At 37.3% G+C, this 26,171-nt stretch carries 29 protein-coding genes; 11 read left to right on the plus strand and 18 right to left on the minus strand.

Annotation, left to right across the window (positions count from 1 at the left end):
- Positions 1-89: 89 nt before the first annotated feature.
- On the plus strand, positions 90-647 hold the full coding sequence (gene def, locus WG904_RS05880; RefSeq protein ID WP_339578364.1) for a peptide deformylase: 558 nt from the start codon (positions 90-92) through the stop codon (positions 645-647).
- A 12-nt stretch (positions 648-659) separates the two neighbouring features.
- On the opposite strand, the gene WG904_RS05885 is transcribed toward def, so the two are convergent.
- Genes WG904_RS05885 through WG904_RS05895 form a run of 3 tightly spaced genes read right to left on the minus strand, consistent with a single transcriptional unit; the run spans position 660 to position 2,712 of the window.
- Positions 660-1,301 carry a peptidase associated/transthyretin-like domain-containing protein gene (locus WG904_RS05885; protein WP_339578365.1) on the minus strand — a complete coding sequence of 214 codons (642 nt, stop codon included), beginning with the start codon at positions 1,299-1,301 and terminating at the stop codon, positions 660-662.
- Positions 1,302-1,356: 55 nt separating this feature from the next.
- Positions 1,357-1,602 (minus strand): NifU family protein, encoded by a 246-nt coding sequence (locus WG904_RS05890; RefSeq protein WP_339578366.1) that lies wholly within the window; start codon positions 1,600-1,602, stop codon positions 1,357-1,359.
- A 33-nt stretch (positions 1,603-1,635) separates the two neighbouring features.
- Positions 1,636-2,712, minus strand: coding sequence for an Mrp/NBP35 family ATP-binding protein (locus WG904_RS05895; protein WP_339578367.1), 1,077 nt, complete (start codon positions 2,710-2,712; stop codon positions 1,636-1,638).
- 121 nt (positions 2,713-2,833) lie between these two features.
- Here WG904_RS05895 and WG904_RS05900 point away from each other — a divergent pair, with 121 nt between their 5' ends.
- From WG904_RS05900 to WG904_RS05910, 3 genes are all read left to right on the plus strand, one after another.
- Complete coding sequence (locus tag WG904_RS05900) at positions 2,834-4,990, plus strand: transglycosylase domain-containing protein (protein ID WP_339578368.1); 2,157 nt, start codon at positions 2,834-2,836, stop codon at positions 4,988-4,990.
- 26 nt (positions 4,991-5,016) lie between these two features.
- Entirely contained in the window at positions 5,017-5,553 is a 537-nt protein-coding gene (hpt, locus tag WG904_RS05905) for a hypoxanthine phosphoribosyltransferase (RefSeq protein WP_339578369.1), read from the plus strand.
- A gap of 63 nt (positions 5,554-5,616) precedes the next feature.
- Complete coding sequence (locus WG904_RS05910; protein WP_339578370.1) at positions 5,617-6,273, plus strand: phosphatidylserine decarboxylase family protein; 657 nt, start codon at positions 5,617-5,619, stop codon at positions 6,271-6,273.
- Here the strand turns inward: WG904_RS05910 and WG904_RS05915 are convergent, their stop codons facing one another.
- From WG904_RS05915 to WG904_RS05960, 10 genes are all read right to left on the minus strand, one after another.
- On the minus strand, positions 6,274-7,395 hold the full coding sequence (locus tag WG904_RS05915; protein ID WP_339578371.1) for a mechanosensitive ion channel family protein: 1,122 nt from the start codon (positions 7,393-7,395) through the stop codon (positions 6,274-6,276).
- Positions 7,396-7,400: 5 nt separating this feature from the next.
- Positions 7,401-8,627, minus strand: a complete 1,227-nt coding sequence (locus WG904_RS05920) for a Glu/Leu/Phe/Val dehydrogenase dimerization domain-containing protein (protein WP_339578372.1) — start codon at positions 8,625-8,627, stop codon at positions 7,401-7,403.
- 259 nt (positions 8,628-8,886) lie between these two features.
- A complete protein-coding gene (rplS, locus tag WG904_RS05925) occupies positions 8,887-9,234 on the minus strand; it encodes a 50S ribosomal protein L19 (RefSeq protein WP_055133060.1) in 348 nt (115 codons plus the stop codon).
- A gap of 238 nt (positions 9,235-9,472) precedes the next feature.
- Positions 9,473-10,147: a tRNA (guanosine(37)-N1)-methyltransferase TrmD gene (trmD, locus tag WG904_RS05930; protein ID WP_339578373.1), complete on the minus strand. Its 675-nt coding sequence runs from the start codon at positions 10,145-10,147 to the stop codon at positions 9,473-9,475.
- A 95-nt stretch (positions 10,148-10,242) separates the two neighbouring features.
- Positions 10,243-10,449, minus strand: coding sequence for a helix-turn-helix transcriptional regulator (locus WG904_RS05935; protein ID WP_339578374.1), 207 nt, complete (start codon positions 10,447-10,449; stop codon positions 10,243-10,245).
- Complete coding sequence (locus tag WG904_RS05940) at positions 10,446-11,315, minus strand: hypothetical protein (protein WP_339578375.1); 870 nt, start codon at positions 11,313-11,315, stop codon at positions 10,446-10,448. The genes WG904_RS05935 and WG904_RS05940 overlap by 4 nt, the downstream gene beginning before the upstream one ends.
- Positions 11,305-11,748 carry a hypothetical protein gene (locus WG904_RS05945; RefSeq protein ID WP_339578376.1) on the minus strand — a complete coding sequence of 148 codons (444 nt, stop codon included), beginning with the start codon at positions 11,746-11,748 and terminating at the stop codon, positions 11,305-11,307. Before WG904_RS05945 ends, WG904_RS05940 begins: the two co-directional genes overlap by 11 nt.
- A gap of 142 nt (positions 11,749-11,890) precedes the next feature.
- Positions 11,891-12,520 (minus strand): hypothetical protein, encoded by a 630-nt coding sequence (locus WG904_RS05950; RefSeq protein WP_339578377.1) that lies wholly within the window; start codon positions 12,518-12,520, stop codon positions 11,891-11,893.
- A 105-nt stretch (positions 12,521-12,625) separates the two neighbouring features.
- Positions 12,626-13,150 carry a ribosome maturation factor RimM gene (rimM, locus tag WG904_RS05955; RefSeq protein WP_339578378.1) on the minus strand — a complete coding sequence of 175 codons (525 nt, stop codon included), beginning with the start codon at positions 13,148-13,150 and terminating at the stop codon, positions 12,626-12,628.
- A 145-nt stretch (positions 13,151-13,295) separates the two neighbouring features.
- Positions 13,296-13,940 (minus strand): 30S ribosomal protein S16, encoded by a 645-nt coding sequence (locus WG904_RS05960; protein ID WP_339578379.1) that lies wholly within the window; start codon positions 13,938-13,940, stop codon positions 13,296-13,298.
- Positions 13,941-14,088: 148 nt separating this feature from the next.
- Here WG904_RS05960 and WG904_RS05965 point away from each other — a divergent pair, with 148 nt between their 5' ends.
- Positions 14,089-14,622, plus strand: a complete 534-nt coding sequence (locus WG904_RS05965) for a 5' nucleotidase, NT5C type (RefSeq protein WP_339578380.1) — start codon at positions 14,089-14,091, stop codon at positions 14,620-14,622.
- Positions 14,623-14,664: 42 nt separating this feature from the next.
- Positions 14,665-14,988, plus strand: coding sequence for a heavy metal-binding domain-containing protein (locus tag WG904_RS05970; protein ID WP_339578381.1), 324 nt, complete (start codon positions 14,665-14,667; stop codon positions 14,986-14,988).
- Positions 14,989-15,077: 89 nt separating this feature from the next.
- Here WG904_RS05970 and pfkA read toward each other — a convergent pair whose 3' ends face one another.
- From pfkA to WG904_RS05990, 4 genes are all read right to left on the minus strand, one after another.
- Positions 15,078-16,061 (minus strand): 6-phosphofructokinase, encoded by a 984-nt coding sequence (pfkA, locus tag WG904_RS05975; RefSeq protein WP_339578382.1) that lies wholly within the window; start codon positions 16,059-16,061, stop codon positions 15,078-15,080.
- Positions 16,058-17,755, minus strand: coding sequence for a protein-disulfide reductase DsbD family protein (locus tag WG904_RS05980; RefSeq protein WP_339578383.1), 1,698 nt, complete (start codon positions 17,753-17,755; stop codon positions 16,058-16,060). Before WG904_RS05980 ends, pfkA begins: the two co-directional genes overlap by 4 nt.
- Before the next feature lie 94 nt (positions 17,756-17,849).
- Positions 17,850-18,299: a protein-disulfide reductase DsbD domain-containing protein gene (locus tag WG904_RS05985; protein ID WP_339578384.1), complete on the minus strand. Its 450-nt coding sequence runs from the start codon at positions 18,297-18,299 to the stop codon at positions 17,850-17,852.
- Positions 18,300-18,353: 54 nt separating this feature from the next.
- Positions 18,354-19,124 carry a biotin--[acetyl-CoA-carboxylase] ligase gene (locus WG904_RS05990; RefSeq protein ID WP_339578385.1) on the minus strand — a complete coding sequence of 257 codons (771 nt, stop codon included), beginning with the start codon at positions 19,122-19,124 and terminating at the stop codon, positions 18,354-18,356.
- 44 nt (positions 19,125-19,168) lie between these two features.
- Between WG904_RS05990 and rsfS the strand changes: the two genes are divergently transcribed.
- From rsfS to WG904_RS06010, 4 genes are all read left to right on the plus strand, one after another.
- A complete protein-coding gene (rsfS, locus tag WG904_RS05995) occupies positions 19,169-19,543 on the plus strand; it encodes a ribosome silencing factor (protein ID WP_339578386.1) in 375 nt (124 codons plus the stop codon).
- Between the two features lie 25 nt (positions 19,544-19,568).
- Positions 19,569-21,665, plus strand: coding sequence for an ATP-dependent zinc metalloprotease FtsH (ftsH, locus tag WG904_RS06000; protein WP_339578387.1), 2,097 nt, complete (start codon positions 19,569-19,571; stop codon positions 21,663-21,665).
- An 11-nt stretch (positions 21,666-21,676) separates the two neighbouring features.
- On the plus strand, positions 21,677-22,321 hold the full coding sequence (locus WG904_RS06005; RefSeq protein WP_339578388.1) for a LutC/YkgG family protein: 645 nt from the start codon (positions 21,677-21,679) through the stop codon (positions 22,319-22,321).
- Between the two features lie 74 nt (positions 22,322-22,395).
- Complete coding sequence (locus WG904_RS06010) at positions 22,396-23,469, plus strand: 3-oxoacyl-ACP synthase III family protein (RefSeq protein WP_339578389.1); 1,074 nt, start codon at positions 22,396-22,398, stop codon at positions 23,467-23,469.
- Here the strand turns inward: WG904_RS06010 and WG904_RS06015 are convergent.
- Positions 23,466-24,947, minus strand: a complete 1,482-nt coding sequence (locus WG904_RS06015) for a YfgM family protein (RefSeq protein WP_339578390.1) — start codon at positions 24,945-24,947, stop codon at positions 23,466-23,468. The two genes, WG904_RS06010 and WG904_RS06015, sit on opposite strands and share 4 nt — an antisense overlap.
- Positions 24,948-25,091: 144 nt before the next feature.
- On the opposite strand from WG904_RS06015, the gene WG904_RS06020 reads away from it, so the two are divergent.
- Complete coding sequence (locus WG904_RS06020; protein ID WP_339578391.1) at positions 25,092-26,147, plus strand: nucleoid-associated protein; 1,056 nt, start codon at positions 25,092-25,094, stop codon at positions 26,145-26,147.
- Positions 26,148-26,171: the final 24 nt, after the last annotated feature.

The following is a 26,171-nucleotide window of genomic DNA, read 5'->3' on the forward strand; positions in this document are numbered from 1 at the left end:
TGTAGAATGACCATCAAAAGTTGGCATATGAATAGTAGATTATCAAACTTTTGATAGCCATCAAGCCATTCAAATAATTTATATACCTGATGAAACTACCTATAGTAGCCTATGGCGACCCTGTTTTAAAGAAAGTTTGTGTTGATATAGAGGAAACATATCCTGATTTACAACAGCTTATTAGCAATATGTTCGAAACCATGAACAATGCAAATGGTGTAGGTTTGGCAGCGCCACAAGTTGGCTTACCTATTCGCTTATTTATTGTAGATACAAAGGCCGAGGAGGACGAGGAGATTTTTAAAAAAGTATTCATCAACGCACAAATTTTAGAAGAAACTGGCGAACCCTGGGCATTTAACGAAGGCTGTTTAAGCATTCCTGAAATTAGAGAAGATATCATGCGCAAGCCTACTATCTTAATCCGTTATTACGATCAAAACTGGAAGCTTCACGAAGAGAAAGTGAGCGGGTTTGCTGCTCGAGTAATTCAACATGAGTACGATCATATAGAGGGCAAATTATTTACAGATAAGTTAAGCTTATTGCGTAAACAATTATTAAAATCAAGATTAGATGCTATTTCTAAAGGAAATGTGAAAACCGACTATAAAATGCGTTTTCCGAAACAGAATAAAAAACGATAAATAATTTGCTAATTATTTATCAGCTTCCCTACTCTTATCACCGTTAAAGATTTGTTGCATCAATTTACCCCAAGCAAAAGGGTTTAGAAATGGATTAGTCTGACGCATGTTTACATTCTGCATGCGATCAAAATTATAACGATAGTTACTATTGCTAATCTCTGAAGCATTTCGCGGCAGCGATAAAATCATAGCTTGAATGCTCTTAGGAGATAGGTTTTTCTTCGCAATCGCCATGTCATCATCCGCTACCTTCATCGATAAAAACTCTTTATTAAATTCTTCTATAGTGGCCCAAGGATAAATACGTACTGCTTTAAGGTACACCGTTTCGGGTTTTAATCGCACCATCTCCGTGTATTTATAGTCGGTTATTTCATTTGGTAAAACCACCACATGATTGTTAAAACCTATGGCGCTGAAAATAAGTGAATCGCCAGGGTTAACAATAATGGAAAAATAGCCTTGATAATTGGCGGCGTGTTTTTGATTTTTATTGCTAACGTTAGTAATAGTTACGTACGGTACCACCGAATTGCTGTCAGTATCGGTGATAATTCCCGAGAACTGCACTAATTTGCTGCTTCTTTTTGCATCTTGGGCAAAAATAGTAGTTGCAACAACTAGCAATATGATGGTTAAACAATACTTCATTTTACAAAAATAGCGGTAAATGCTTAAAGCATTCGTTAAATTGTGTTAAATAAACCTATTCCTGCTCGGCCAAATCTATAGCAACAACCCCAGTAATCTCGGGAACAGCTTTCATAATGGCTTGTTCTATTCCTGCTTTCATCGTCATAAAGCTCATTTTGCAAGAACCACAGTTTCCTAATAATCTTAATTTAACGGTAAAGTCTGGGGTAATCTCTTCTATCGCAACATTTCCACCATCGGCTATTAAATATGGCCTAATGGTTTCTAACGCTTGCTCTACTCGTTCTGTTAAATTCATTTTTCTCTATTAAAGTATAAAAATAGTAAATTTTTAGCAATTAGCTGATTGTACGTTATTTATTGAGATTTGCTGGGCAATTTTTCCAGCAATATCATTAAATGCAGCATTTAAAACACTACTGGTATCCATTGCAATCGGCATGCCATTGTCTCCCGCATCAGTAATAGCTTGTATTAATGGTATTTCTCCTAAAAAAGGTACTCTAAATTTCTCTGCCAACTCTCTTCCTCCGTTTTTACCAAAAATATAGTATTTGTTTTCTGGGAGCTCTGCTGGTGTAAAATACGACATGTTCTCGACCACACCCAAAATAGGAATACTCATACCGGGCATTCTGAACATATTTAAGCCTTTTTTGGTATCGGCTAAAGCAACTTGTTGAGGTGTAGTTACAATTACGGCGCCAGCAATGGGGAAACTCTGACTTATGGTAATGTGAATATCTCCGGTACCTGGAGGCAAATCTACAATCAGGTAATCTAGCTCGCCCCAATCGGCATCGTTAAATAACTGTTTAATGGCATTTGACGCCATTGGTCCACGCCATGGCACAGCTTGCTCTGGATCTGCAAAAAAACCTAATGAAAGCAATTTTATTCCATGTTTTTCGATAGGCAAGATTAATGTTTTGCCATTTTCAGTTTCTCTTGCGTTAGGTTTTGCACCCACTAAGCCAAACATAATTGGAATGGATGGCCCATAAATATCGGCATCGATTAAACCCACTTTAGCACCATTAGCAGCTAGTGTTACGGCTAGATTGCTCGAAACGGTGGATTTACCAACACCACCTTTGCCCGAAGAAATTAGAATGATATTTTTAATTGCATTTAGTTGTGTGGTATCGTTCGGTTTGGTTACCCTCGAAGTAATGTTAATGCTTATCTGTGCATCGGCCGTTACAAAATGTTTAATCGCATTGGTACACGCGTTCTTCAGCATTTCTTTCATCGGACATGCAGGCGTAGTTAATTCTAAAGTAAATGAAACGTGATGATCTTCGATCTTAACATCCTTAATCATGTTTAAAGTAACCAAATCTTTTTTCAAATCTGGATCTTCTACATTGCTCAAGGCAGCTAAAACCTGCTCGTTGGTAATTATCATTCTTCAAAATTAACAAAACATAACTATAATAAATTTTCTATCGACCTTTTTATTGTAATTTTAACACGTTTTAAACATTTGCACTGGGCCTTTGTTTAAACATTAATTTCTAAATTAGTTTATGCAGTTACCAAAAATAAATGTCCCGAAGAAATATTATAAGATTGGCGCTTGGGTTGTAGGTGTTTTTTTCTTGTTACTTATTTCTTTAGGCGCTATTGCTTATAGTAAACGGGAAGCGCTGTTAAAAAAAATGATGGCAAAGGCAATTGTTAAAGCAAAGAAAGATTATGGATTAACTGTTAGGGTTGGCAAGGCGGGTTTTAGTGGTTTAAGTACAGTGAGCATGGAGCGTATTTCGGTGGTTCCAAAAGACCGGGATACATTAACATCCATACACGATTTATCCATAGGCATAAAGCTATTTCCATTGCTATTTGGGAATGTGAAACTTTCGGAGATTAAATTAAACGATGGAAAGTTTAATGTGGTAATTCGAGATACCTTAAGCAACCTCGATTTCATTCTTAAACGGAAAAGGAAAGATAGCAGCACTACAAAAAGTAAGGTCGATTTAAGCGAGATAGCAGATAACCTATTAAACGAAGTGCTGTATAAAATCCCTGATGATATGGAGATTAAAAACTTCATGATGCAGTTAAATGATAACGATACCTCATCGTTAAAATTTTTAACCTCGTTGGCTACTATCGAGAATGGAAAATTGCACGCTACTATTTTGGTGAACGATACCGAAGCCAAATGGCAAGTAGCAGGCATGTTAAAGCCAGCGCGAAAACAGTTGGATGTAACACTTTTTGCGGCAGATCATAAAAAGGTCGAATTACCGCGCTATCTTCAGCAGAAGCTACACACCAAACTTAGTTTTGATACAGTAAGAACGGAGATGAAGGATGCAGAATTTAGTGGAGACGACTTTAAGATTTCTGGCTCATGGTCGGTTAAAAATTTAATGATTAATCAGGCTCGAATTGCGGCTAACGATATTGTTGTAACCAATGCTAAAATTGATGCCGATGTGCTCGTTGGGCCTAATTATCTTTGTTTGGATAGCACATCGAGTATCTTTTTAAAGAATGCTGTGGTGCATCCCTACATTAAGTACACCCTATCTCCTAACAAAATTTACCAGCTTAAGTTAAATGCTGAAGAGCAAAACGCACAAGATCTTTTGGAGGCTTTTCCGCAGGGATTATTCGAATCACTAGATGGAATGCAGGTGAGTGGCAAATTAAAATATAACCTCGATTTTTATTTAGATACATCGATACCCGATAGCGTAAAATTTAATTCTAATTTAACTCCCAATAACTTTAAGATTTTAAAATGGGGAAAAACGGATCTACAAAAGATTAATCACGACTTTATCTATACGCCTTACGAATATGGAAAACCCATGCGCGACATTTTGATAGGCCCGTCGAACCCGAATTTTACCCCTTTAGCAGCTATTTCGTTTAATTTCAGAAATGCATTGCTTACTTCAGAAGACCCATCGTTTTTTAGGCACCATGGTTTTGTAGAAGAGTCGTTCAGAAAATCCATTGCAGTTAACTTTAAAGAAAAACGTTTTAAGCGAGGAGGAAGTACTATTTCTATGCAACTAGTAAAAAATGTTTTCTTAAGCAGAAATAAGACGATTTCTCGCAAAGCAGAAGAAATTTTAATTGTATGGATGATTGAAAATAATCGGTTAATTAGTAAGGAACGCATGTTAGAAGTGTATTTTAACATCATCGAAATGGGGCCAAATGTATATGGAATCGGCGAGGCCGCTCGCTATTATTTCGGGAAACCACCTTATGAATTAAGTGTTGGAGAAGGTATTTTCTTAGCCAATATTGTGCCTCGACCAAAGGCTGCACTTTATAAATTTATGAGCGACGGCAGTTTAAAGCCCTATCTTTTGCCTTACTTTAATTTTATAGGAAATACTATGGCTCGAAGAGGATTAACTTCTGCAGACACTACAGGGTATGGATTCTATAACGTTCGTTTAAGAGAAGGCTTAAGGCAGTTTTTACTTCCCGATTCGGTGGTTATTGATACGGCTGCACTTGAGGTAGATGAAGAGGTGCCGATCATTCCGCCAGCTGTTCAACAAGACAAGGGGAAGAGTGTTTTTGACCGACTATTTCCATCAAAAAAAGATTCGGTTACCCGTCCCGCAGTTAAAGTAGACACAACCAAAACGAAAAAACAAATAAGGCAAGAGCGTAGAGCAGAGCGACGAAAAGAAAAAGGGGATAGTGATTAGCGATTCAAAAGGGTAAACAAAACATCATGAACAAAATCCAAGTAGACGGCAAAGATTTCGAGATTTTCTTAGAAAACGAAACCATCAGTAAAAGAACTCGGTTAATCGGCGTTCAGCTAAATGTAGATTACGAAAACCGTTGCCCGATACTGATAGGCGTTTTAAACGGAAGTTTTGTTTTTATGGCCGATTTGCTAAAGGAAATCGATATTGCTTGCGAAATTGGTTTTATTCGTGTGGCAACCTATGCAGGTACCGCAAGTACAGAAACTATAAAGGAAGCTTTTGGCCTTCCCAACGACTTAAAAGATCGAGATGTAATTATTGTTGAAGATATTGTAGACACGGGATTTACCTTGAGTTATATCTTAGAAAAGGTAAAAGCACAAAATCCTGCATCCGTTCAGGTGTGCAGCTTATTGTTTAAGCCTGCGTCCTTAAAATCGCCTATTCCAGAATTGATTTATGTAGGCTTCGAAATCCCAAACGAGTTTGTGGTAGGTTATGGCTTAGATTATAATGATCTAGGCCGAAATTTAAAGGATATTTACCGAGCTGTTTAATTTAATTCAGTAAAAAAGTGACATTTTTTTCCCAATTTTGCAGCAACTAAAATTTAATATTCAATGACGATACATAAAGAAGGATATACTACCATTGCCGTATCTGTGTTATTTATTTTTATAATCAATGCCTCTGTAGAGTATTGGTATGGTGATAGTGCGTGGCTGCGTTGGTTCGTTTATATTTTATCTTTTGCACTATTTGTTACCGTTTTACAGTTTTTTAGAAATCCGGGGCGGGTTTTTACCAATGGCAATAATTTGGTGATTTGCCCTGCTGATGGAAAAGTGGTGGTAATTGAAGAAACCGAAGAGGGAGAGTATTTTAAGGATAAACGGTTACAAGTTTCAATCTTTATGTCGCCCATTAATGTACACATTAACCGTAATCCAATTTCTGGGGTTGTGAAGTTTTTTAAATATCACCCAGGAAAATATTTAGCAGCTTGGAATCCGAAATCGAGTACCGAGAACGAACGTACGACTACAGTGGTTGAGCACAAAAATGGCACACCTATTTTATTCCGTCAGATTGCAGGGGCGCTTGCCCGTAGAATTGTATGGTATATTAAAGAAGGCGATGAAGTGGTTCAAACCGAACAATTTGGGTTCATTAAATTTGGCTCTAGAGTAGACATTTTCTTGCCAATTGGAACCGATGTAAAGTTAGTTCTTGGCGAAGTGGTTAAAGGTGGGGTTACAGTGCTTGCCGAGCTTTAACTACGTACTTTTCTTTTCCAATCCCACTGTTCGCTGAGTTGGGTAAGCAAATTCCGATTCATATTGATTTACCAGATCAATAATTTTGAAGTTAACTTCTTCCTTTATTTTTAAATACTCGTTATAGTCAATATTCTCCACAAGATACAGAACCTGAATGGTCAAAGCCGAATCGGCAAAACTGTCGAAGGTAACGGTACTGTCTGAGGTGTGTGGGTGGGCCGTTAGAAAATTATTAATTTCTGCGATAACCTGCTTAAGAACTTCTGCTTTTGTTTCATAAGTAATGCTGATATTAAATTTAACCCGTCGATAATTTCTACGGGTTAAATTTTCTAAAACCCCGTCGATCATGGCTCTATTTGGAATGATAATAGTGGTTTTGTCGGTACTTCTTAAAACCGTGCTTCTAAAACCAACCTTTTCTATGGTTCCTTCAACACCATCAACTTTTACCAAATCGCCCACGGAGAAAGGCTTGTCGATGAAAATGGTAAACGAAGCGATTAAGTTTTCTAGACTTTCTTTTGCCGCCAATGCAATGGCGATACCACCAATTCCAAGGCCTGTAATTAAGCTTAATGCATTTACTTCAAATACATAGCCCAATAGTACAAAAAAGCCGATAAAATAAACTACAAACTTAAAAAGTTCTTTCAAAAAGGGCACCAGTTGATCATCTGCCTTATTCTCAGATTTTGCCGCTCTGTACATAAATACATAGGCTACAAAGTCGATGATGCGTAGAAAAACCCAAAATACCGAAAGGATGATTAAAAATAAGAACACCTTGTCGAGTAATTCGCCCAAGGTAAAGCCTTCAACTATTTTTGCTTTCGTATAGTGAAAAATAATTACTTCAAGCGGATGCTCTAGTTGGTTAATGGCGAGGTAGAGTGAAGAAACACTAATGAAAAACTCTATGGGTTTTAACAATAGCGCTACAAAAGTTTCTATACGCACTTCGTCGGCAAATTTTTTGAACAGTTTAAAGAGCAGCCGACTTAAAAAACGAGAGACAATGCGTTTAAATAATAAACCCAACAAAATAATACCGCCAAACATAAAATATGCCTGTAAGGTATTGCCCCAAAAAGTCTGTTCAAAAAATTGAATGTCCATCTAACTTAAACCAATTGTTTTAACGCAATTTCAAATGCTGTTCTCGATAAATTTGTTCTTTTGTTCGAAACGTTATATACTGCTTTTAACGCACTGTTAATTATTTCTGAAGCATCAGAAAATATAGCGTCATCGCTCATCTCTACATTACGTTGCATCAAATAAGCAAATACTCTCGCCATGCCGCAATTAGCAATAAAATCGGGTATTACAGCTACGTTGTTATCGGCATGCTCCATTATGCTGCCAAAGAAAATTTCTTTATCTGCAAAGGGTACATTTGCTCCACAAGCAATTACTTCTAGTCCAGCACTAATCATTTTATCTACTTCTTGTTGCTGAACCAGCCTGGATGATGCTGCGGGTACAAAGATTTCGGCACCAACTGTCCAGATTTTTTCATTTGCTTCCTCAAAAGAAATTAAATCATCAGAAATTAAAGTGTTATTTACTCTATCATTAAATAATGTTGTAATTTCTCTTTCTGAAAAACCTTCCGGTTTAATTAATCCGCCAACACGGTCGATAACACCTACTATTTTAACACCGTTTTGTGCTAAATAATACCCAGCGGCGGCAGCTACATTTCCCCAACCTTGGATAATTGCTTTTTTGCCTTCGAGTGCTCCTCCCCAGATTTGATAATAATGTTTTATCGATTCTGCAACTCCATAGCCAGTAATCATATCGGCAACTTTGTATTTTCTTTTAATATCGGGGGTATATTCTAAATCTTCCAAAACTTTAGAAACGCCATAACGCAATTGTCCGATTTGGTGAATGCGTTCATTTTCTCGAGCTTGGTAGTGGCCGTTGATTACGCCCTCTTGCGGATGCCATAAGCCATAGCCCTCTGTGATTGGAATAACCTCATGAATTTCGTCAATATTTAAGTCGCCCCCTGTTCCATAATAGCTTTTTAATAATGGCATTACGGCTTTGTACCACCTTTCTAGCACTTCTTTTTTGCGAGGATCGGCCGGGTCAAAGTTGATGCCCGATTTTGCGCCACCAATTGGCGGGCCCGAAACGGTGAATTTTACTTCCATTGTTTTGGCTAGCGATTCTACTTCGCGTTTATCAAGGCCTTTACGCATACGTGTACCTCCGCCAGCGGCACCACCTCGTAAGGAATTAATTACTACCCATCCTTCGGCCTCCGATTCTTTGTCTTTCCACTCGAAAACAATTTCTGGTTGTTTTTCCTCGTACTTTTTTAACAGTTCTTTCATGTAATTCATGTGTTTTAGCAGCAATACACTTAAGCGTTACGCTACATTTATATTTGGTGTGGCAAAGATATAAACAAAAAAACCCCGACGTAATGTCGAGGTTATATTTTTTTCATCTATGTAAACTTATTTTTTATCGGTGATGAAGCTGTCATGATTTATTTTTCACCGGTGTTTATTTTATTTGGTGGTGAAGCGCTTGCAAGCTCGTGTCATTTCAATGTGTGATTTTGAAAATCATGACGGTTATAAAGAAATATTATTTTCTTAAAGATTTGATACGAGCAGCTTTACCGGTTAATTCACGTAAATAGAACAATTTAGCTCTACGCACTTTACCGTGGCTGTTAACTTCAACTTTATCGATATTTGGAGAATTAATTGGGAAGATACGTTCTACACCAACACCATTACTCATTTTACGAACAGTAAACGTTTCGTTTGCGCCAGCACTGTTACGTTGAATAACAACACCTTGGTAAATTTGAATACGTTCTTTATTACCTTCGCGAATTTTATAGTGAACACTCACTGTATCTCCTGATTTGAAAGAAGGAAACTCATTTTTCGCAATTACTTGCTCTTCTACAAATTTTACTAAATCCATGATTTTAAGCTATTAAGCCGATTTTTTGTTGTTTAAAATCGGACTGCAATATTAGGAATTTTATTTTAAAAATAAAAGGGATTAGAGAAAATAATTTATTTTTTAACAAGAGGGGGTTTTTCCACATTGCTCCTTCGGAGTTTGATTGCACCGATTAAGTGATTTCACAGATTTTTACGCGATGCCAATTAACTTTCAATTAATAATTAGTGAACAAAATGAACCAATGGCTAATGAATTATCGAAGTAAGTCGGGTCTCCGCTCTTGCGTGCGTTTTAAAGCCTCTTCGTGCCGCCATTCGTTTATCTTAGCCTCATGCCCGCTCAGCAGTACATCGGGCACCTTGTGTCCGTTCCAGTCGGCCGGACGTGTATAATTAGGTGCATCTAACAATTCGCCCTGAAAACTATCTGAAAGTGCCGAAGTCTCATCACTCAGTACACCTGGGATTAACCGAACAACCGCATCAACCAAAACCGCCGCGGGCAACTCTCCTCCCGAAAGTACATAATCGCCAATGGAAATTTCTCGAGTTACAAAAATATCGCGGATCCGTTGGTCAATTCCTTTATAATGACCACATAAAATGATGATGTTTTTCAGCGTTGACAGTTGATTGGCGATCGTTTGATTTAAGGTTTCGCTATCGGGACTCATAAAAATAATGTCGTCGTATTCCCGTTCGCTTTTAAGCTTTTCTATGCATGCTGCAAATGGGGGGATAGACATAATCATGCCACTGCCGCCTCCATAGGGATAATCGTCTACACTTTTTTGTTTATTTGTGGCGTAATCTCTCAGGTTATGAACCACGATTTCGGCAATTCCTTTTTTCTGTGCACGTTGTAAAATAGAGTGGGCAAAAGGACTGGTTAATAGGTCTGGTAAAACGGAGATGATATCGAAACGCATGGAGCAAAGATAAGTCTTTAGTCTGAAGTCTTTAGTCCTCAGGCTAATTATCTTGTAGGGGAAAGACTCAAGACTTCGGACTAAAGGCTGATGACTTAATTAAAATCCATTTCCTCTAATTCAAAAATTTCTTCTACCGGTTTGTCGAATATCTTGGCGATTTTTAAAGCGAGCACAGTTGAAGGGACATACTTTCCAGATTCGATGGTGTTTATCGTTTGTCGAGATACTTGGATTAAATCGGCGAGTTCAGCTTGTGTTATATTTTTGATGGCACGTTGTACCCTTAAATTGTTTTTCATGATCCAAATTCTCCTTCAAATGTATTTAATATTAGGTTATTCTTATAATTAACATACTCCATTCTGACTACAAAAAATAAAAGCAGCGAAAAGTTGGCAATGGCTAAGGCAGTAAGGAAATTTAACGAATAGGTGAATAGGGTTGCAATTAATAATAGGCTATAATTAAAGTAAACAGCCAATTGCAAGCTTTCTAATCGCTGCATATTAACCATTTCATCTTCATTTTTGTACTTCGAAAATACCCATAATAGTAACCCAGTAATAAAGCTTAAATAGAATAGTTGGTAATATTTTCCTTCTTCTTGTTCTGAAATGTTAGCAGTGACAAACAGCACTATAGCAAGGAAAGTGATTATAATACCCAATTTCTTTGTGGGCCAATTGGGTAAAAGAAATGGCCGATCAATTAGATAAACATCTTTTTTAATGTATTTCAGATAGTTGAAACGCGCAATGAAGATAAGTAGGGGCGTGAAAATATTCAACTCTAAATAATATTGGTTTAAAAAATAGATTTCAGTTAAAAATGCTGTTATGCAGAATAACAAGATATAGACAATATAATACGATAAAACCCCCCAATATAGCGAGTTGAGTCTTATTTTAGAATTTAATTCATCTTCTTTTTTGTTTTTTGAAAAAGCAATTAAAAGCAGGCCAATTATCACTAAGAAAATTGCTAATTCATTAGTGAAGTTTTCAAATGCTTTTTCAAAGATGTAGTCTTTCTCGCGAATTCGGAATCCAAAACCTGTAATTTCAAAGTTGTTGAACACGCAAAAGTAGCCCAAAATAAAACCCGGTATGGCTAAGATGTAACCAATAATGGAACACCACTTCGGAAACAAATATTTAGTTTTCATTTTTATCTCCTCTCTTCAACATATATAAGCTATAATTAAACTTAATGATAAAGACTAGCAAAACAGTAAACATGTTGTACACCATAAAGGCCAAATACATCGTGCCATAGATTAACCAATTTGCAAAAAATAATATTCCATATGAAATAAGAACCGCCCATTGCCAACTTTTTAATCTTAAAAAGGAAATGTATTCATCTTCATTTTTTTCCTTGGCAAAGCTGATTAGTAGTAGTCCAATCAATACGAAGCTAAATAGAATCTCGTCCAGGCCACTTGCATCCGCCCAATCGTATCCCTTTATAAGTTGAAATTCTACTTTTGGAAAGGAGATATCGAAAATGGTAATCAAGAGGTGTAGACCGGCAGCGATCAGAAAAATTATCCATCCAAGTACCTTGTACTTATTTGGCAGTAGTAAAGAGTTTTTCATTTTGTCAAGTAATATTTACCAAATGTAAAACAAAGTTTACATTAATGTCAAATAAAATTTACAAAAAGCATAGAATACTTTACAATTAATTAAAAATCAGGCGATTATTTTTTCAAGTAGATGTATGCTCTTCAATTTTCCCTCAAACCGTCCACTGATCGTGAACAATGGCCACCAAGAAATATTCCCCGTTTCGTTTTTCGAAAACCAGGCGCAAGCTTGTCCAATCCATTCCTTTTAACTTTTGGTCGAACCCGCTGAAGTGAAAGTCGATAAAGTGACTCTTTGGATAAATTTCTTTTAAATTATTAGTAGAATTACCTTGCTTAATTACCTCATCAAAACCTATTGCTTCGGCATTTACATAGTCGGCATTGTATACAAACTTCTTAAGATAGGCTTTAACGGTAAGTTTAATTGGATTTCCCGTGCCATCATAGCTTCCCCAGGTGAGGATCCATTTTTTATCGATGGCATTTATGAACTCGTCTGGAGAGAGTTTTTTGCTTCTTGCAGAATCGATATATCCATAAGGAGAAAACAATACCCCATCCTCAGAAAAATATTTTCTTAACTCTTCAAAATTATTCTCCTTTAAAGAAATTAAAACTTGCTGGCCCACTGCTTTTAGGGAGTCTTTTTCAACAAATTCATCCGCTTTTGGGGCAGCTTGTGTAGCCTTAGTATCGCTCTCTACGGCTTTTTCTTGCTTGTTATTTCCGCAACCCGTGATGATAAACGCTGCAAATATTAAAAGGAATATATTCTTCATAGCTATAGAACGATTAAAATTTAGAAATGTTTGATGCCCAAAAATTTTTTACCATCTTAGAAATTTTAGAAGCTAAGTTGGGGTATTTAATTGGAAAACATTAAGTTAACCCAAATATATGTCAACCAGGCCCTCCGGCAAATCTACCACAAGTGTTTTCTCCTCTTCATCAATCTCTACAATCATATCTTCATTTAAAGGGAACAATATTTCTTTCTCTTTATAAAGTACTGTGGCAACAAATTGTTGAGGATATTCATGGATTGCAATAATTTTTCCCAATTCGCCATGAGTTTCATCCGAAACGATAAATCCTTCTAAATCATTATAGGTAAAATCATCTTCATCGCGCTCTGGCATTTTAGCTAAAGGCATATAGATTTTCTTTTTAACTAACGCCTGAGCTTTATCGATGTGGTCTAAATCGTCGAAATAAAACAGGCCCGTATGGTTTGGGTATAACTTGTAGGAAGACACGAAGAAAGGAACCATTTTGCCATTCATATCCGCAAAAAGCACATCAAGATCTAAATCTTCATATGCCTCGAATTCGAAGAACAACTGAACTTCGCCTTTTAAGCCTTTTGTTTTGGTGATGTAACCGATATAAAATGATTCTTCCTTTAACATGTTTGAAATTTAGATTCTAATTTCCTTGTCCGATGAGACTTTACAATTTGCTATACCTATCGGATGACGACAAAATCGGACGCCGACGAGTAAAAAAAATAGCGCTCCGAAAATCGAAAGCGCTATTTTATAGAATTAAAAAAGCTTATGCTTTATCTTCTTCTTTTGTTTCTTCTTCAGTTGAAGCCTCAGCAACAGGAGCTTCTTCTGCTACAGGTGCTTCTTCAGCAACAGCAACAGTTTCTTCTACAGCTGGAGTTTCTTCAGCTACTGTTTCAACAGCAGGAACTTCTTCAGCAACTACTTCTTCTTCAACAACCTCTTCTTCTACGGGTGCATTTTTCAATGCAATAGCAGCAGCACGGTCTGCGTTTTTCTTAGCTTCTGCGGCTAAAGCAGCTTTTTTAGCTTCACCTTTAGTTGCATTTAAGCTGTCTTTTTTACCTTCGATCTGGCCGCCTTTGTTTTCTAACCAAGCTGCAAATTTAGCATCTGCTTGCTCTGTAGTTAAAGCACCTTTTTTAACACCACCTTCTAAGTGTTTTTTGTATAAAACACCTTTGTAAGAAAGGATAGCACGAGCGGTATCTGTAGGTTGTGCACCTTTATTTACCCAGTCTAACGTTTTTTCGAAGTTAATTTCGATGGTGGCTGGATTGGTGTTTGGGTTATAAGAACCTAAACGCTCAATAAATTTACCATCTCTTGGAGAGCGAGAATCTGCTACTACCACGTGGAAAAAAGGTTTTCCCTTTTTACCGAATCTTTGCAATCTGATTTTAGTTGCCATTTTCTTTTAAGTTTATGTATTCAACATAGTTCCCGGAGCTTCGTGCTTGCGGGGATGCAAAAGTAAGTAAAATCCTAATAATAAGCAAACTGGAGTAATTTTAAATTCAATTAACTTAACTCTAATCTCAAAGTTCGATATTTGATGCATGAAAATAGCCATAGACATGGATGAGGTGCTAGCCGATCCAATACACAAATTCATTCAATTATATAACCGAGATTACGGTGTTTCGCTAGATCTAAAAATCGATGCGGGTAACGAAATTTACCACCATGTGCCCGAGCATATCAATATGAAATGGTTCGATTATATCAACGAAAAGGGTTTTTTTAGGGATTTACCAGTTATCGATGGCGCCGTAGAAGCTATTCAAAAACTACAGGAACAACATGAAGTGTATATTGTATCAGCCGCCATGGAATTCCCTAATTCTTTAGAAGATAAATATCATTGGTTGGCCGATCATTTTCCATTCATCAGCTGGAAAAATATTATTTTCTGTGGCGAAAAAATTGTGAATACCGATGTGATGATAGACGATAGAGCCAAAAATTTTATCGATTTTAAGGGCAGAACCTTATTGTTTACCTCTCCACATAATCTGTTGCTCACCAATTACGAACGGGTTAATAACTGGAAAGAAGTGCTAGAGAAACTAGTTTCCCAAGCCCCTCTGTAACAAATTAATCCTTAAAACATCGAATTATAAAACTTAATAACTATGTTAATTACAACCACAAACACCGTAGAAGGCAAGCGAATTGTTAAATACATTGGCTTGGTTACTGGCGAAACCATTATTGGCGCCAATATTTTTAAAGATTTATTTGCAGGTATCCGCGATATCGTAGGCGGAAGATCAGGTTCTTATGAACAGGTTCTACGTGAAGGAAAGAATACCGCTATAAGCGAAATGCAACAATATGCCGCTTCGATGGGTGCAAATGCCGTAATCGGCGTAGATTTAGATTACGAAACCGTAGGTAACGGTGGCAGCATGCTTATGGTAACGGCCAGTGGAACGGCGGTAGTGTTAGAAGATTAATTAGTTCATTGGTCATTAGTTCACTTGTTCATTGGGTTAGCTCAACGTTTTGCAAAATGAACCAATGAGCTAATGAACCAATTTTGTCGCTAAAGCGACAGAATTTCCACCAACCTTAGCCAGGCCGGACTAATCGCTTGCGCATCGATATGCTTAATGGCTTGGGAAAAGGGTGTGAAAACGATTTCGCGGTTAACTTGGCCTACCATTACATCGGTTTTACCTTCTAAAAGCCCTTCTACAGCTGCAACGCCAAAACGGCTTGCCAATACTCGGTCCATACAACTTGGTTTTCCGCCTCTTTGTATGTGCCCTAATACCGAAATGCGAATATCAGACTTGGGGAATCTTTCTTTTAAGGCTTCACCTACAACATAAGCTCCTCCAGCCTCATCGCCCTCGGCAACAATAATAATTTTCGACGCTTTATCTTTACGGCCGTTGTTGATCCGAGTAATTAAATCCTCAACGCCCATCTTCGCTTCAGGAATCATAATGGCTTCTGCGCCAACACCAATTCCACTTCGCAAGGCAATTAATCCTGAATCTCGGCCCATAACTTCTACTAAAAAAAGACGGTCGTGCGACTCGGCAGTATCTCTTATTTTATCCACTGCGTTTACCACCGTGTTAATTGCGGTATCGTAACCTATGGTAAAATCGGTGCCGGCTAAATCATTATCTATGGTTCCTGGTAATCCGATAACCGGGAAATTAAATTCTCTAGAGAATAAATCCGCACCCGTAAAGGTTCCATCACCACCAATTACAATTAAGGCATCGATATGGTTATCAAGCAAATTTTTATATGCCAATTTCCGACCTTCTAAAGTGCGAAAAGCATCACACCGAGCGGTTTTTAAAATGGTACCTCCCCGTTGTATGATATTCGCTACCGATTTTCCTTCCATTGGAATAAAGTCGCCTTGTATTAGGCCTTCATAACCTCTTAAAATTCCGGTAACTTTTAAATTGTAATATAAACTTGCTCGTACTACCGCTCTAATTGCGGCATTCATGCCCGGCGAATCGCCACCAGAAGTTAATACGCCTATATTTTTTATTGAACTCATTTAGACGATGTAAATTTATCTATGCCACTCTGCAAATAGCTGGCATATTCTTTTTCATTAAAGATGGCACCTTGTGGGGGAACCAAAGGGGTTAAATTATGGTCTACTAAAACATAATAAGGCTGGGCGTTTGCGCCGTATTTATTAGCCTGAAAATCTAAATTCCACCGTCCTAGATTATCCGTGTCGTGTCTTAGAATTTTCGAATAATGAACTTTATTTGCTGGTACTGTTAGTTCTTTCTCGTCAGCATAAAGTTGGATTAATACGTAATCTTGCTTAATAAGTTTTCCCACTGAGGGTTTAACCCAAACCTCATCTTCCATTTTCCTGCAATTTACACAAGTATGCCCTGTAAAATCAAGCATAATTGGTTTCCCAACACTTTTCGCATAGGCAACTCCTTCGTCAAGATCGAAAAAAGCGTTAAAGCCACGAGGTGGTTTTAATTTATCATCATACTTTACTTTTTTAGGGAACTCGAGTGATGCCTGTGAAACAGCGGTAGACTCTCCGCTATTCAAAATAAAATCTTGTGTATTCATAGGTGGTGCCAAACCGCTTAATACACTTACTGGCGCTCCCCATAGGCCTGGAACCATATATAGTGCGAAAGCGAAAGAGAGCATAGCAAACAGCAAACGAGGCACACTTATGAAGGCTAACGGACTATCGTGCGAAAATTTAAGTTTACCTAGTAAATAAAAGCCCATAAGGGTAAATATCACAATCCACAGCACCAAAAATATTTCTCTATCAAACCACTCCCAATGCCAAACTAGATCGGCCGAAGACAAGAATTTTAACGCCAAAGCCAGTTCCAAGAAACCTAAACATACTTTTACGCTGTTTAACCAACCCCCAGATTTTGGCATACTGTTTAAAAAGCCAGGAAATATAGCGGATAAGGTAAAAGGCAGGGCTAAGGCCAATGCAAAACCGAACATGCCGATAGCTGGCGCTAAAATATCTCCTTTAGAACTCGCCTGTACTAATAACGTTCCAATAATTGGGCCCGTACATGAAAAGGAAACTAATGCCAGCGAAGCCGCCATGAAAAATATACCACCCAAGCCCTTACTGGTATCTGCCTTACTATCTATTTTATTTACGAAAGAACTCGGTAGGGTAATTTCGAAAGCGCCAAAAAATGAAATCGCAAATACGACCAATAAGAGAAAAAACAGGATATTAAATGTGCCGCTACTACTCAACTCATTCAATTTTGATGAGCCAAAAAGTAAGGTGATTAATAAGCCAACGGCAACATAAATTACTATAATCGAAAGACCATAGATAATAGCCTGACCAATTCCCTTTTGTTTACTGCCAGCCCTTTTTGTGAAATAACTTACCGTTAAAGGCACCATCGGAAAAATACACGGCATTAGAAAAGCTAAAAATCCACCCAAAAGCCCTTCGATAAAGGTTTGCCATAAGGTTTTATTTACTTGAGCAGTTGGAGATTTCGTTGTTGTTTTTGCGGCCGAGGCAGTCGAGTCTTTTTTAAGGGTATCGGCATTTGCCAATTTTGCATTTGCAATACTATCTTCCGCAGACCCTACTGTAATAAACTCTAAATCATCTGGCACAGCAGCAATTGTGTCTGTTTGTGTTTTTAAAGCGAAAGTTTTTTCTGTAGTAAGACTAACTAATATGCTTGCCAAGAAAATGAAAAAGATAATACGTTTCATTAGATTCTCTTTACTTAAAGGGCGTGAAATTAAGGATTATTTTTTACAAAAAACCCCGATATAAAATCGGGGCTTCTAAAAGATAATGGGGTTTTTATTTTATGGGAACAGAAAACTCAACCTCAGTAGGTGGTAAACATTTAGAATCATTACATACGCCAAACTCTACTTTTCCTTTAACAACCTTCGCTCCTTTGTTTAGCTTAACTTTTTGCTGAAAAACAACTTCATCCGCAAAATAAGATACCGTAGCGTTAAATACTTTCTCAAATTTGCTAATCGGTTTAGGCTCAATTGTTTTTCCAATAAGACTGTACTCTTTCGATGGAGCAAAGGTGAAAACCGTCTTAGTTGGGCCTCCTGGCTTCGTAGTTTGTGAGTAGATGTGCCAGCCATCTTCTAATGTTGCTTTAACGTAAATTGTAGCCTCGGTTGGACTGGTTTTTTTTGCAAAATAAGCCCAGCTAACGGGATCTTCTAGTTGTGCAAAAGCACCAAGGCTTGTGAAAAATAATAAACTTAAAATTAATGTAATTCGTTTCATTTTATGTGGTTTTTGTTTTTTAGGTATATATTAGTTAGAGTGGTATACTTACAATTAGTTTAAAAAAGTAATCTCTTTAAAGTTAAATTCTTGTGTACTGCTTTGTATTTCCATTAGCAATAACCCGCTATCTGCTACTCCTTTTATTGTTCCTTCAAAAACTTCGCCATCTTTTTGGTAGCGAGCTTTTTTATTTAGTTGATAAAGCTTATCAACGTAATTTTTTCTCAAATCTGTATGTTTGCCTCTACGAAGTTGCAAATATAAACTTTCTAACGCACTGCAAATCTCTGCCAATAACACCATTAAATTAACATCTTTTTGTAAAATTTGAAATAAGGACGTGGCTTTGTCTGTCAGTTCGAGGGCAAAATGTTGCTGATTTACATTAATTCCTATTCCAATAATGGCTGTTTTTATGTCATTACCCATAATGCTATTTTCGATTAACACCCCTCCAATTTTCTGATTACGAAAATAAATATCGTTAGGCCACTTTATAGTTAACCCCTCTCCTAAAAATCGTGTTAAAACATCATTTATAGCTAAGCTAACCACTATATTCAATAAAAATTGCTGGTTTAAGGGCAAAAACCCAGGCCTTAATAATACACTAAATGTAAGGTTCTTGCCAGGCTCGGCTTTCCATACATTGTTTTGTTGACCGCGGCCAGCATACTGCTCGTCTGCCATAATTACAGTTCCCTCTGGCAATGGCTCGGAATTTGACACTAAACTTTTTAAGAAGTTATTGGTAGAATCGACAGCTGATAACTTAATAAGATTTTGACCAACAAATAATGTTGAAAAAGTGTTATTTTGCAAGTGTTGAATTTATTTTGTTGATAAACCAAAATTAAAAATTTTTAATGGTAAAAAAGAAAACCGCAAACCTTTCTACCTACCTCTCAGAAATAGCCGTACATGGCATTCAAGAAAAAAAGGGAAACGATATTGTTCGTTTAGACTTGAGAAACCTAAATAGTTCTGTTTCTGATTATTTTATTGTTTGTAATGCCGATTCGACCACACAAGTAAAAGCGATTGCCGATAGTGTGGAAGATGAAATCTATAAATTAACACAAACCAACCCTTGGCGCAAAGAAGGTTTAGAAAATGCCGAATGGATTATTCTCGATTATTTCGATATCGTAGTACACATTTTTAGAACTGAAAAACGTGACTTTTACGGTATTGAAGATTTATGGGGCGATGCAGAAACCACTACATATAAAAGCGCCTAATCCTTAAACACACAATTTGAAGAACATGGAAGAAAATAAAAATACCAAACCAAAACAAATAAAGCGAATTCCAAACATTCCAAAAAAACCTCAAAAAGGGTCAAAATTTAATATTTTTTGGGTATATGCAGCAATTATAGTAGGACTACTAGTGCTAAATTTTATGTTTAGCAATAAAACAGCAACTGAAATCGACCAAACTACCTTTGTGAACGACATGTTGCTTCCTGGAAATGTTGAGCAAATTGTTGCCTATAAATCTGAAGACATTGCTATTGCAGAGATTTATATCAAAAAGGATAAAATGAACGATCCTAGGTATAAAAAATATATTTCTAAAAGCACTTTTAATTCTTCTGGTAAGGGGCCGTTAGTTACGCTTAACCTTTCTAGTATCGATTCGTTTAAGAAGGAAATTAAAGATGCTCAAGACGCTGCAAAAATTGCAAATCCAATTGGCGTAAAAGTGGAAACTAGATCGAGCCCATGGCTAAGTGGGTTTATAAGTATCGTATTACCTTTATTGTTATTTGCAGGCCTTTGGATCTTTATGATGCGTAGAATGGGCGGCGGCGGAGGTGGCGGTGGCGGCCAAATCTTTAGTATTGGTAAATCTAAAGCCACCTTGTTCGATAAAGAAAGCCAAGTAAACATTACATTTAATGATGTTGCAGGCCTTGAAGAAGCCAAGCAAGAGGTAATGGAAATCGTAGATTTTCTCAAAAACCCTAAAAAATATACCAATTTAGGTGGTAAAATTCCTAAAGGCGCATTACTCGTAGGTTCGCCAGGAACAGGGAAAACCCTGTTGGCCAAAGCGGTTGCCGGCGAAGCACAAGTGCCTTTCTTCTCTTTATCGGGTTCTGATTTTGTTGAGATGTTTGTGGGAGTTGGTGCATCACGTGTTCGTGATTTGTTTAAGCAAGCTAAGGATAAAGCACCTTGTATTATTTTTATCGATGAGGTTGATGCCATTGGCCGCGCCCGCGGTAAAAATAGCATGATGGGAGGTAACGATGAACGTGAAAACACACTTAATCAGTTATTAGTCGAAATGGATGGTTTTGGTACCGATTCGGGAATTATCATCTTGGCCGCTACCAATAGACCAGATGTTTTAGACTCTGCACTGATGCGACCTGGGCGTTTCGACAGACAAATATCAATCGATAAGCCCGATTTAAATGGACGCGAGCAAATTTTTAAAGTACACTTAAAGCCAATTAAAACGGCTGCAGAAGTTGATGCTAAAAAATTATCAGCGCAAACACCAGGTTTTGCTGGTGCAGAAATTGCCAATGTATGTAATGAAGCAGCCTTAATTGCGGCTCGTCGCAACAAAGAAAGTGTAGATATGCAAGACTTCCAAGATGCAATAGATCGTGTAATTGGTGGTTTAGAAAAGAAAAATAAAATTATTTCACCAGAAGAAAAAAAGATCGTAGCTTATCACGAAGCAGGCCATGCTATAGCAGGTTGGTTTTTAGAGCATGCCGACCCGTTGGTAAAGGTATCGATCGTTCCACGTGGTGTAGCAGCTTTAGGTTATGCACAATATTTGCCTAAAGAACAATTCTTATACACTACCGAGCAATTAACCGACGGGATGTGCATGACGATGGGTGGGCGTGTAGCCGAAGATTTGGTTTTCGGGAAAATATCTACCGGTGCACAAAACGATTTAGAGCGTATCACCAAATTATCGTATGCTATGGTTACCATTTATGGAATGAATAGCAATATTGGTAATGTTTCCTTCCACGACCCTCAAAATGAGTACAATTTTAATAAGCCTTATTCAGAAAAAACATCGGAAATGATCGATCATGAGGTGAGACTTTTAATTGCAGATGTTTACGTTAGAACAAAACAACTTTTAACCGAGAAACGCGATGGCTTAGAGAAATTAGCTCAAAAACTAATCGAAAAGGAAATTCTTTTCCAAGCCGATTTGGAAGAAATTTTGGGTAAACGTCCGTTCGATAATCGTACTACTTACGATGAGTTTGTAAATGGCACAGGCGATCAAGCTCCTGCCGCACAGGGATTAATTCACGATGGCGTAGGCACAACTACTGATCCAAGTACCCCTATAGCAAACACTGAAGAAGAAGGGAAATAGAGGACATTCTAATGAAAGAGAATATTTCTTCGAAAGAATTGATGCTAAAAAAGATAAGGAAAGCCTTGCTCGAAAAGCGAGACAATCCTTATCCTAATTTAGAAGAAAGCCCCCTTTATAAGCCCAATGAAGAAGAACTCGAAATTCTATTTGCTGAGCAGTTATCAGCAGTTTCTGGTAATTTTATTTTCTGTGAAAATGGTGTCGATTTTATCGAAAACATTTTAGAACTGGCCGATAGATTTAATTGGCGAAAAATATATTGCTGGGAACCCGAGCTTCAAGAATTATTAGCACATTACGAATTTCCTTTTTATCAAACCGATAAAGATTTTGAGCAGGCTGAAGTTGGGATTACCCTCTGTGAAGCCTTAGTGGCTCGCAACGGCTCTGTAATGGTAAGTAACCAGCAGGGGGCTGGGCGAAGATTGAGTATCTTCCCACATCATCATATCGTTATAGCACGTACTGGCCAATTGGTGTTGGACTTAAAAGATGCTTTTCAATTGCTAAAAAATAAGTACGGCACACAAATTCCATCGATGATTAGTAATATCACGGGCCCGAGCCGAACTGCAGATATTGAAAAAACATTAGTACTAGGTGCCCATGGTCCTAAAGAACTTTTTGTTTTTTTAATAGATGATTTCAATTAATTATTTTTAATTTCGATAAAATATAATAATTTTATACTAAATACCAATTTAGTATACGGTACATAATTGTTAATATGAACAACATTTATTCGATAATAACCGGCACTGGAAGCTATATTCCAGATAATATAATTGGGGGCGACCATTTTCTGGAAGCTTCTTTTTTTGATAATGGCGTTAAGCTCGATAAAGAAAATACTGAAATCATCCATAAGTTTAGTGAGATTACCGAAATTGTTGAGCGCCGGTATGCCGATGCCGATGTAGTGAATAGCGATATTGCCACTATAGCTGCGCAAAAGGCGATTGATGATGCTGGGATTGATAAAGAAACCTTAGACCACATTATACTTTGCCACAACTTTGGAGATGTAAAGACGGGCTCGAATCGGATGGATATGTTGCCCGCTCTTGCGGCTAAAGTAAAACAAGCTTTGGCTATTCAAAACCCCGATTGTGTAGCCTACGATATTATTTTTGGATGCCCAGGCTGGGTTCAGGGTGCTATACAGGCCGATTACCTAATCCGTAGTGGTGATGCAAAAAAGGTACTGGTGATTGGTTCGGAAACACTTTCACGGATTATTGACCCCCATGATCGGGATAGCATGATTTTTTCTGATGGCGCTGGAGCAGTAATTTTCGAAGCTAAAGAATCGGCAGAACCCATTGGTGTTTTGGCTCATAAAACGCAAACTTTTGCGGTAGATTACGGTTCGTTATTGGTAATGGGTGCAAGTAACAATCCTGACGAACGGAATGGCAATACCTATTTAAAGATGAACGGCCGTAAACTATACGAATTTGCGGTAATTAATGTGCCACAGGTGGTTAAAAAAGCAATTGATAAGGCTGGAATTTCACTTGATAAAATTGGAATTGTATTTATTCACCAAGCAAACGGTAAAATGGACAATGCCATAATGAAGCGATTGTTCAAATTATATAATTTAGATAGCGTTCCCGAAAATTTAGTACCAATGACAATTTCTTGGCTTGGTAATAGCTCGGTAGCAACGATACCCACCTTGTTAGATTTAGTTCGTAAAGATGGTGTGAAAGGATATAAAATTGGTGTGGGTGAGTACGGAGTATTTGCTTCAGTTGGAGCTGGGATGCATATTAATGCATTTGTTTACAAATTTTAGGGAATTCTCTTCAGCCCTTGCTTAGCCTCGTTCTCAATTCCCGTCTCGTAATCGTGATCTCTTAAATTAATAGCAAGGGTATAAGCAGATTTAGCTTTGGCATAATTTTTCCTTTTCTCATATATTTCGCCCATCAATACTGCCGCTTTGGCGGCATAATACTGCTTTAAGCTTTTACCATAAGTAATGGTATGCTGATAGTGCGTAAGCGCCGTGTCTTTTTTGCCTAAATCGTCATTAATGCGCCCCAGTCTATATTGATATTCAGCTTTATCTTTTAGTGCGCTAAATGAATCTATATTTACGGCAGCTAAGGAGTGATTAGCTTGGCTTAAATAACCTCCATCAAAGAATAAGCGAGCAGTAAGTAATGTTTTATTTGGAGAAGAAGCATTGGCTTCGTTAACCGCTTGTTTATCCCTTTCCTGAAAGGTGTATCCAATAGTTTTAGTTCTATTTATATACGCATTATAGCCCGTTTCATCGCCTTTTAAAAGTGCTATCCACGCCAAGTGCAGATACGTATCTTTTATGTAGCTTACTCCTTTGGTGTTTTGTAAAAATCGATCGAAATAGGTGGCGGCGCTGTAATCTAATTTGTTTAAGCGCGTTATGCCCATGAGGTAATCGAGGTAAGGGAAGGGTTGATAATTTGAGCCTGAGGGCTTGTTATTTAATATGGTGATGGCTTCATCATTATGTCCATTTTTTGCTGCGGCATAAGCTTGTAGATACGTTTTTAACAAACTATCTTCCGCAAATCGTGCGGTGTATTTCATTGTTTTGGCGTAGGCGGTTGGACTGTGAACGATATCATTTAACACATTCATATAATTATACACCACGTCTTCGAAAAAAGGTTCATATGCAGATTTTGGCAGATTTTCGGCTAGTTTATCAAGCATGGCTAATCCAGTTTGTACATTTCCTTTAATACCGAAAGCGGCTAATGTGTTTTTTAAAAAGCCATCTGGAAGCGATCCCATTACTACCTGAATCAAGCCTAGACCTTTTGCATTTAAATGAAAAGCTGGAAATTTTTGTGCATTTTCTTCAAGCAGATTATTGGCTTTATTTAGCTCTCTTGATGCAGTGAAATACGATCCATATCGCGATCTTATGGTGGCCCATTGCAAATTTATCTCTGCCAGTGCGTAGCGCTTATAAGGAGAGTTGTCTTCATCCTCACTGATTTGGTCAATTCGCTTGTTTTTGTTGCCTTCTAAACGATCAAACTCAGTTTTGCTATCCGTAGCCAAAAGATAAAAATAATCTACATAATTTTCAAGTAGCGGAACAATTGCATTATTGGGGTGTAGTTTTTTTTCGTTTGCAATTAGCACTCTCGCAGTGCCGAGTTTTAACTCGAATATATTTTGGTAGGCTTTCAAACAATTGGCATTAAAATCGAAATTGGCAGCTACAGTAAGGGGGAGCTGTATAAGAAGGAGTAGAAAGAGTTTTTTACGTAGCTGCATGTAGAAAATACTATTGTGTTTACAAATAACGCAAAAAATAGAGGAATGTTTAGATTCTATCTATACAAGTGCTCTTTCGAATATAATAATTTCACCAAGCCATTGCTAAAAGCTACTTTTGCAACCCAACATTAAGCATACCGTATGATTACTTTTTCAGAGGCCACTTTAGCCGAACTTTCTATTCATCGAATTGGCAATAAACTACAAGATGAGTTTTACGTGCTTTCCGATAATTCGATGCATATAAAGGATGAAATGCTAAATAAACTTTTGTTGCAATATTTTCTTTCTCCATACGAAAAAGTGAATGAAATTTATCGCCTTGCACATCCAAATAATGATTTAAATTTAAACGAAGTCTATCATTTTGCAGCGGCTATATTTTCAAATGGCGAAGTTTTTCATGAAAACAGCAAGAAATTAGCGACGTATTTATATGAGATTTCGAACCATCCAAAAATAAAATCAGGAGAGCTTTATGTTGTCTTTTTTGAAAATGTTCAGATTGAGGGCGATTTACACGACGCTATCGGCATTTTTAAATCTGAAACGAAAGAAAGTTATTTAAAGGTTTTTCCTGAGCAAGGTGGATTTGGCTTAAGCTATGAACAGGAAGCGATTAACATTAGCAAACTTGATAAAGGGTGCTTAATTTTTAATACCGATGCTGCCGAAGGGTATAAAGTTGCCGTAATCGACCAAACCAATAAAAACGTTGATGCGGTCTATTGGAAAGACGAATTTTTAAAACTTAAAATCAGAAATGACAATTATAATCAAACACAAAATGTTTTAGGCGTATACAAAAGCTTTGTTACGCAAAAGTTGGATGAGGATTTTGAAATCTCTAAAACCGATAAAATAGATTTATTGAACCGGTCTATGAAATATTTTAAGGAGAAAGATAGTTTTGATATGGATGAATTTTCGAACGAGGTAATAGCGAATAAAGAAGGGATAGAATCGTTTAAAAGCTATAAGAAAAGTTACGAAGAGGAGTTCGATACGTCGATATCCGATACTTTTGACATTTCTGATGCTGCGGTAAAAAAGCAAGCCAAAGCGTTCAAAAGCATTTTGAAGCTTGATAAAAACTTCCATATCTACATCCATGGCAATAAGGAATTGATTGAAAAGGGGTTTGATGATGATAAATCGATGAATTATTATAAAGTGTATTTTAGAGACGAGCAATAACTTTATTTAGCCTTTTTCTTCCCG

It is taken from the genome of Pedobacter anseongensis (genome assembly GCF_037482965.1).
GTDB lineage: Bacteria > Bacteroidota > Bacteroidia > Sphingobacteriales > Sphingobacteriaceae > Pedobacter > Pedobacter anseongensis.

Coding starts and splice junctions, on each gene's coding strand:
- def (WP_339578364.1), top strand. CDS start 90: ATGAAACTACCTATAGTAGCCTATGGCGACCCTGTTTTAAAGAAAGTT.
- WG904_RS05885 (WP_339578365.1), bottom strand. CDS start 1,301: ATGAAGTATTGTTTAACCATCATATTGCTAGTTGTTGCAACTACTATT.
- WG904_RS05890 (WP_339578366.1), bottom strand. CDS start 1,602: ATGAATTTAACAGAACGAGTAGAGCAAGCGTTAGAAACCATTAGGCCA.
- WG904_RS05895 (WP_339578367.1), bottom strand. CDS start 2,712: ATGATAATTACCAACGAGCAGGTTTTAGCTGCCTTGAGCAATGTAGAA.
- WG904_RS05900 (WP_339578368.1), top strand. CDS start 2,834: ATGCAGTTACCAAAAATAAATGTCCCGAAGAAATATTATAAGATTGGC.
- hpt (WP_339578369.1), top strand. CDS start 5,017: ATGAACAAAATCCAAGTAGACGGCAAAGATTTCGAGATTTTCTTAGAA.
- WG904_RS05910 (WP_339578370.1), top strand. CDS start 5,617: ATGACGATACATAAAGAAGGATATACTACCATTGCCGTATCTGTGTTA.
- WG904_RS05915 (WP_339578371.1), bottom strand. CDS start 7,395: ATGGACATTCAATTTTTTGAACAGACTTTTTGGGGCAATACCTTACAG.
- WG904_RS05920 (WP_339578372.1), bottom strand. CDS start 8,627: ATGAAAGAACTGTTAAAAAAGTACGAGGAAAAACAACCAGAAATTGTT.
- rplS (WP_055133060.1), bottom strand. CDS start 9,234: ATGGATTTAGTAAAATTTGTAGAAGAGCAAGTAATTGCGAAAAATGAG.
- trmD (WP_339578373.1), bottom strand. CDS start 10,147: ATGCGTTTCGATATCATCTCCGTTTTACCAGACCTATTAACCAGTCCT.
- WG904_RS05935 (WP_339578374.1), bottom strand. CDS start 10,449: ATGAAAAACAATTTAAGGGTACAACGTGCCATCAAAAATATAACACAA.
- WG904_RS05940 (WP_339578375.1), bottom strand. CDS start 11,315: ATGAAAACTAAATATTTGTTTCCGAAGTGGTGTTCCATTATTGGTTAC.
- WG904_RS05945 (WP_339578376.1), bottom strand. CDS start 11,748: ATGAAAAACTCTTTACTACTGCCAAATAAGTACAAGGTACTTGGATGG.
- WG904_RS05950 (WP_339578377.1), bottom strand. CDS start 12,520: ATGAAGAATATATTCCTTTTAATATTTGCAGCGTTTATCATCACGGGT.
- rimM (WP_339578378.1), bottom strand. CDS start 13,150: ATGTTAAAGGAAGAATCATTTTATATCGGTTACATCACCAAAACAAAA.
- WG904_RS05960 (WP_339578379.1), bottom strand. CDS start 13,940: ATGGCAACTAAAATCAGATTGCAAAGATTCGGTAAAAAGGGAAAACCT.
- WG904_RS05965 (WP_339578380.1), top strand. CDS start 14,089: ATGAAAATAGCCATAGACATGGATGAGGTGCTAGCCGATCCAATACAC.
- WG904_RS05970 (WP_339578381.1), top strand. CDS start 14,665: ATGTTAATTACAACCACAAACACCGTAGAAGGCAAGCGAATTGTTAAA.
- pfkA (WP_339578382.1), bottom strand. CDS start 16,061: ATGAGTTCAATAAAAAATATAGGCGTATTAACTTCTGGTGGCGATTCG.
- WG904_RS05980 (WP_339578383.1), bottom strand. CDS start 17,755: ATGAAACGTATTATCTTTTTCATTTTCTTGGCAAGCATATTAGTTAGT.
- WG904_RS05985 (WP_339578384.1), bottom strand. CDS start 18,299: ATGAAACGAATTACATTAATTTTAAGTTTATTATTTTTCACAAGCCTT.
- rsfS (WP_339578386.1), top strand. CDS start 19,169: ATGGTAAAAAAGAAAACCGCAAACCTTTCTACCTACCTCTCAGAAATA.
- ftsH (WP_339578387.1), top strand. CDS start 19,569: ATGGAAGAAAATAAAAATACCAAACCAAAACAAATAAAGCGAATTCCA.
- WG904_RS06005 (WP_339578388.1), top strand. CDS start 21,677: ATGAAAGAGAATATTTCTTCGAAAGAATTGATGCTAAAAAAGATAAGG.
- WG904_RS06010 (WP_339578389.1), top strand. CDS start 22,396: ATGAACAACATTTATTCGATAATAACCGGCACTGGAAGCTATATTCCA.
- WG904_RS06015 (WP_339578390.1), bottom strand. CDS start 24,947: ATGCAGCTACGTAAAAAACTCTTTCTACTCCTTCTTATACAGCTCCCC.
- WG904_RS06020 (WP_339578391.1), top strand. CDS start 25,092: ATGATTACTTTTTCAGAGGCCACTTTAGCCGAACTTTCTATTCATCGA.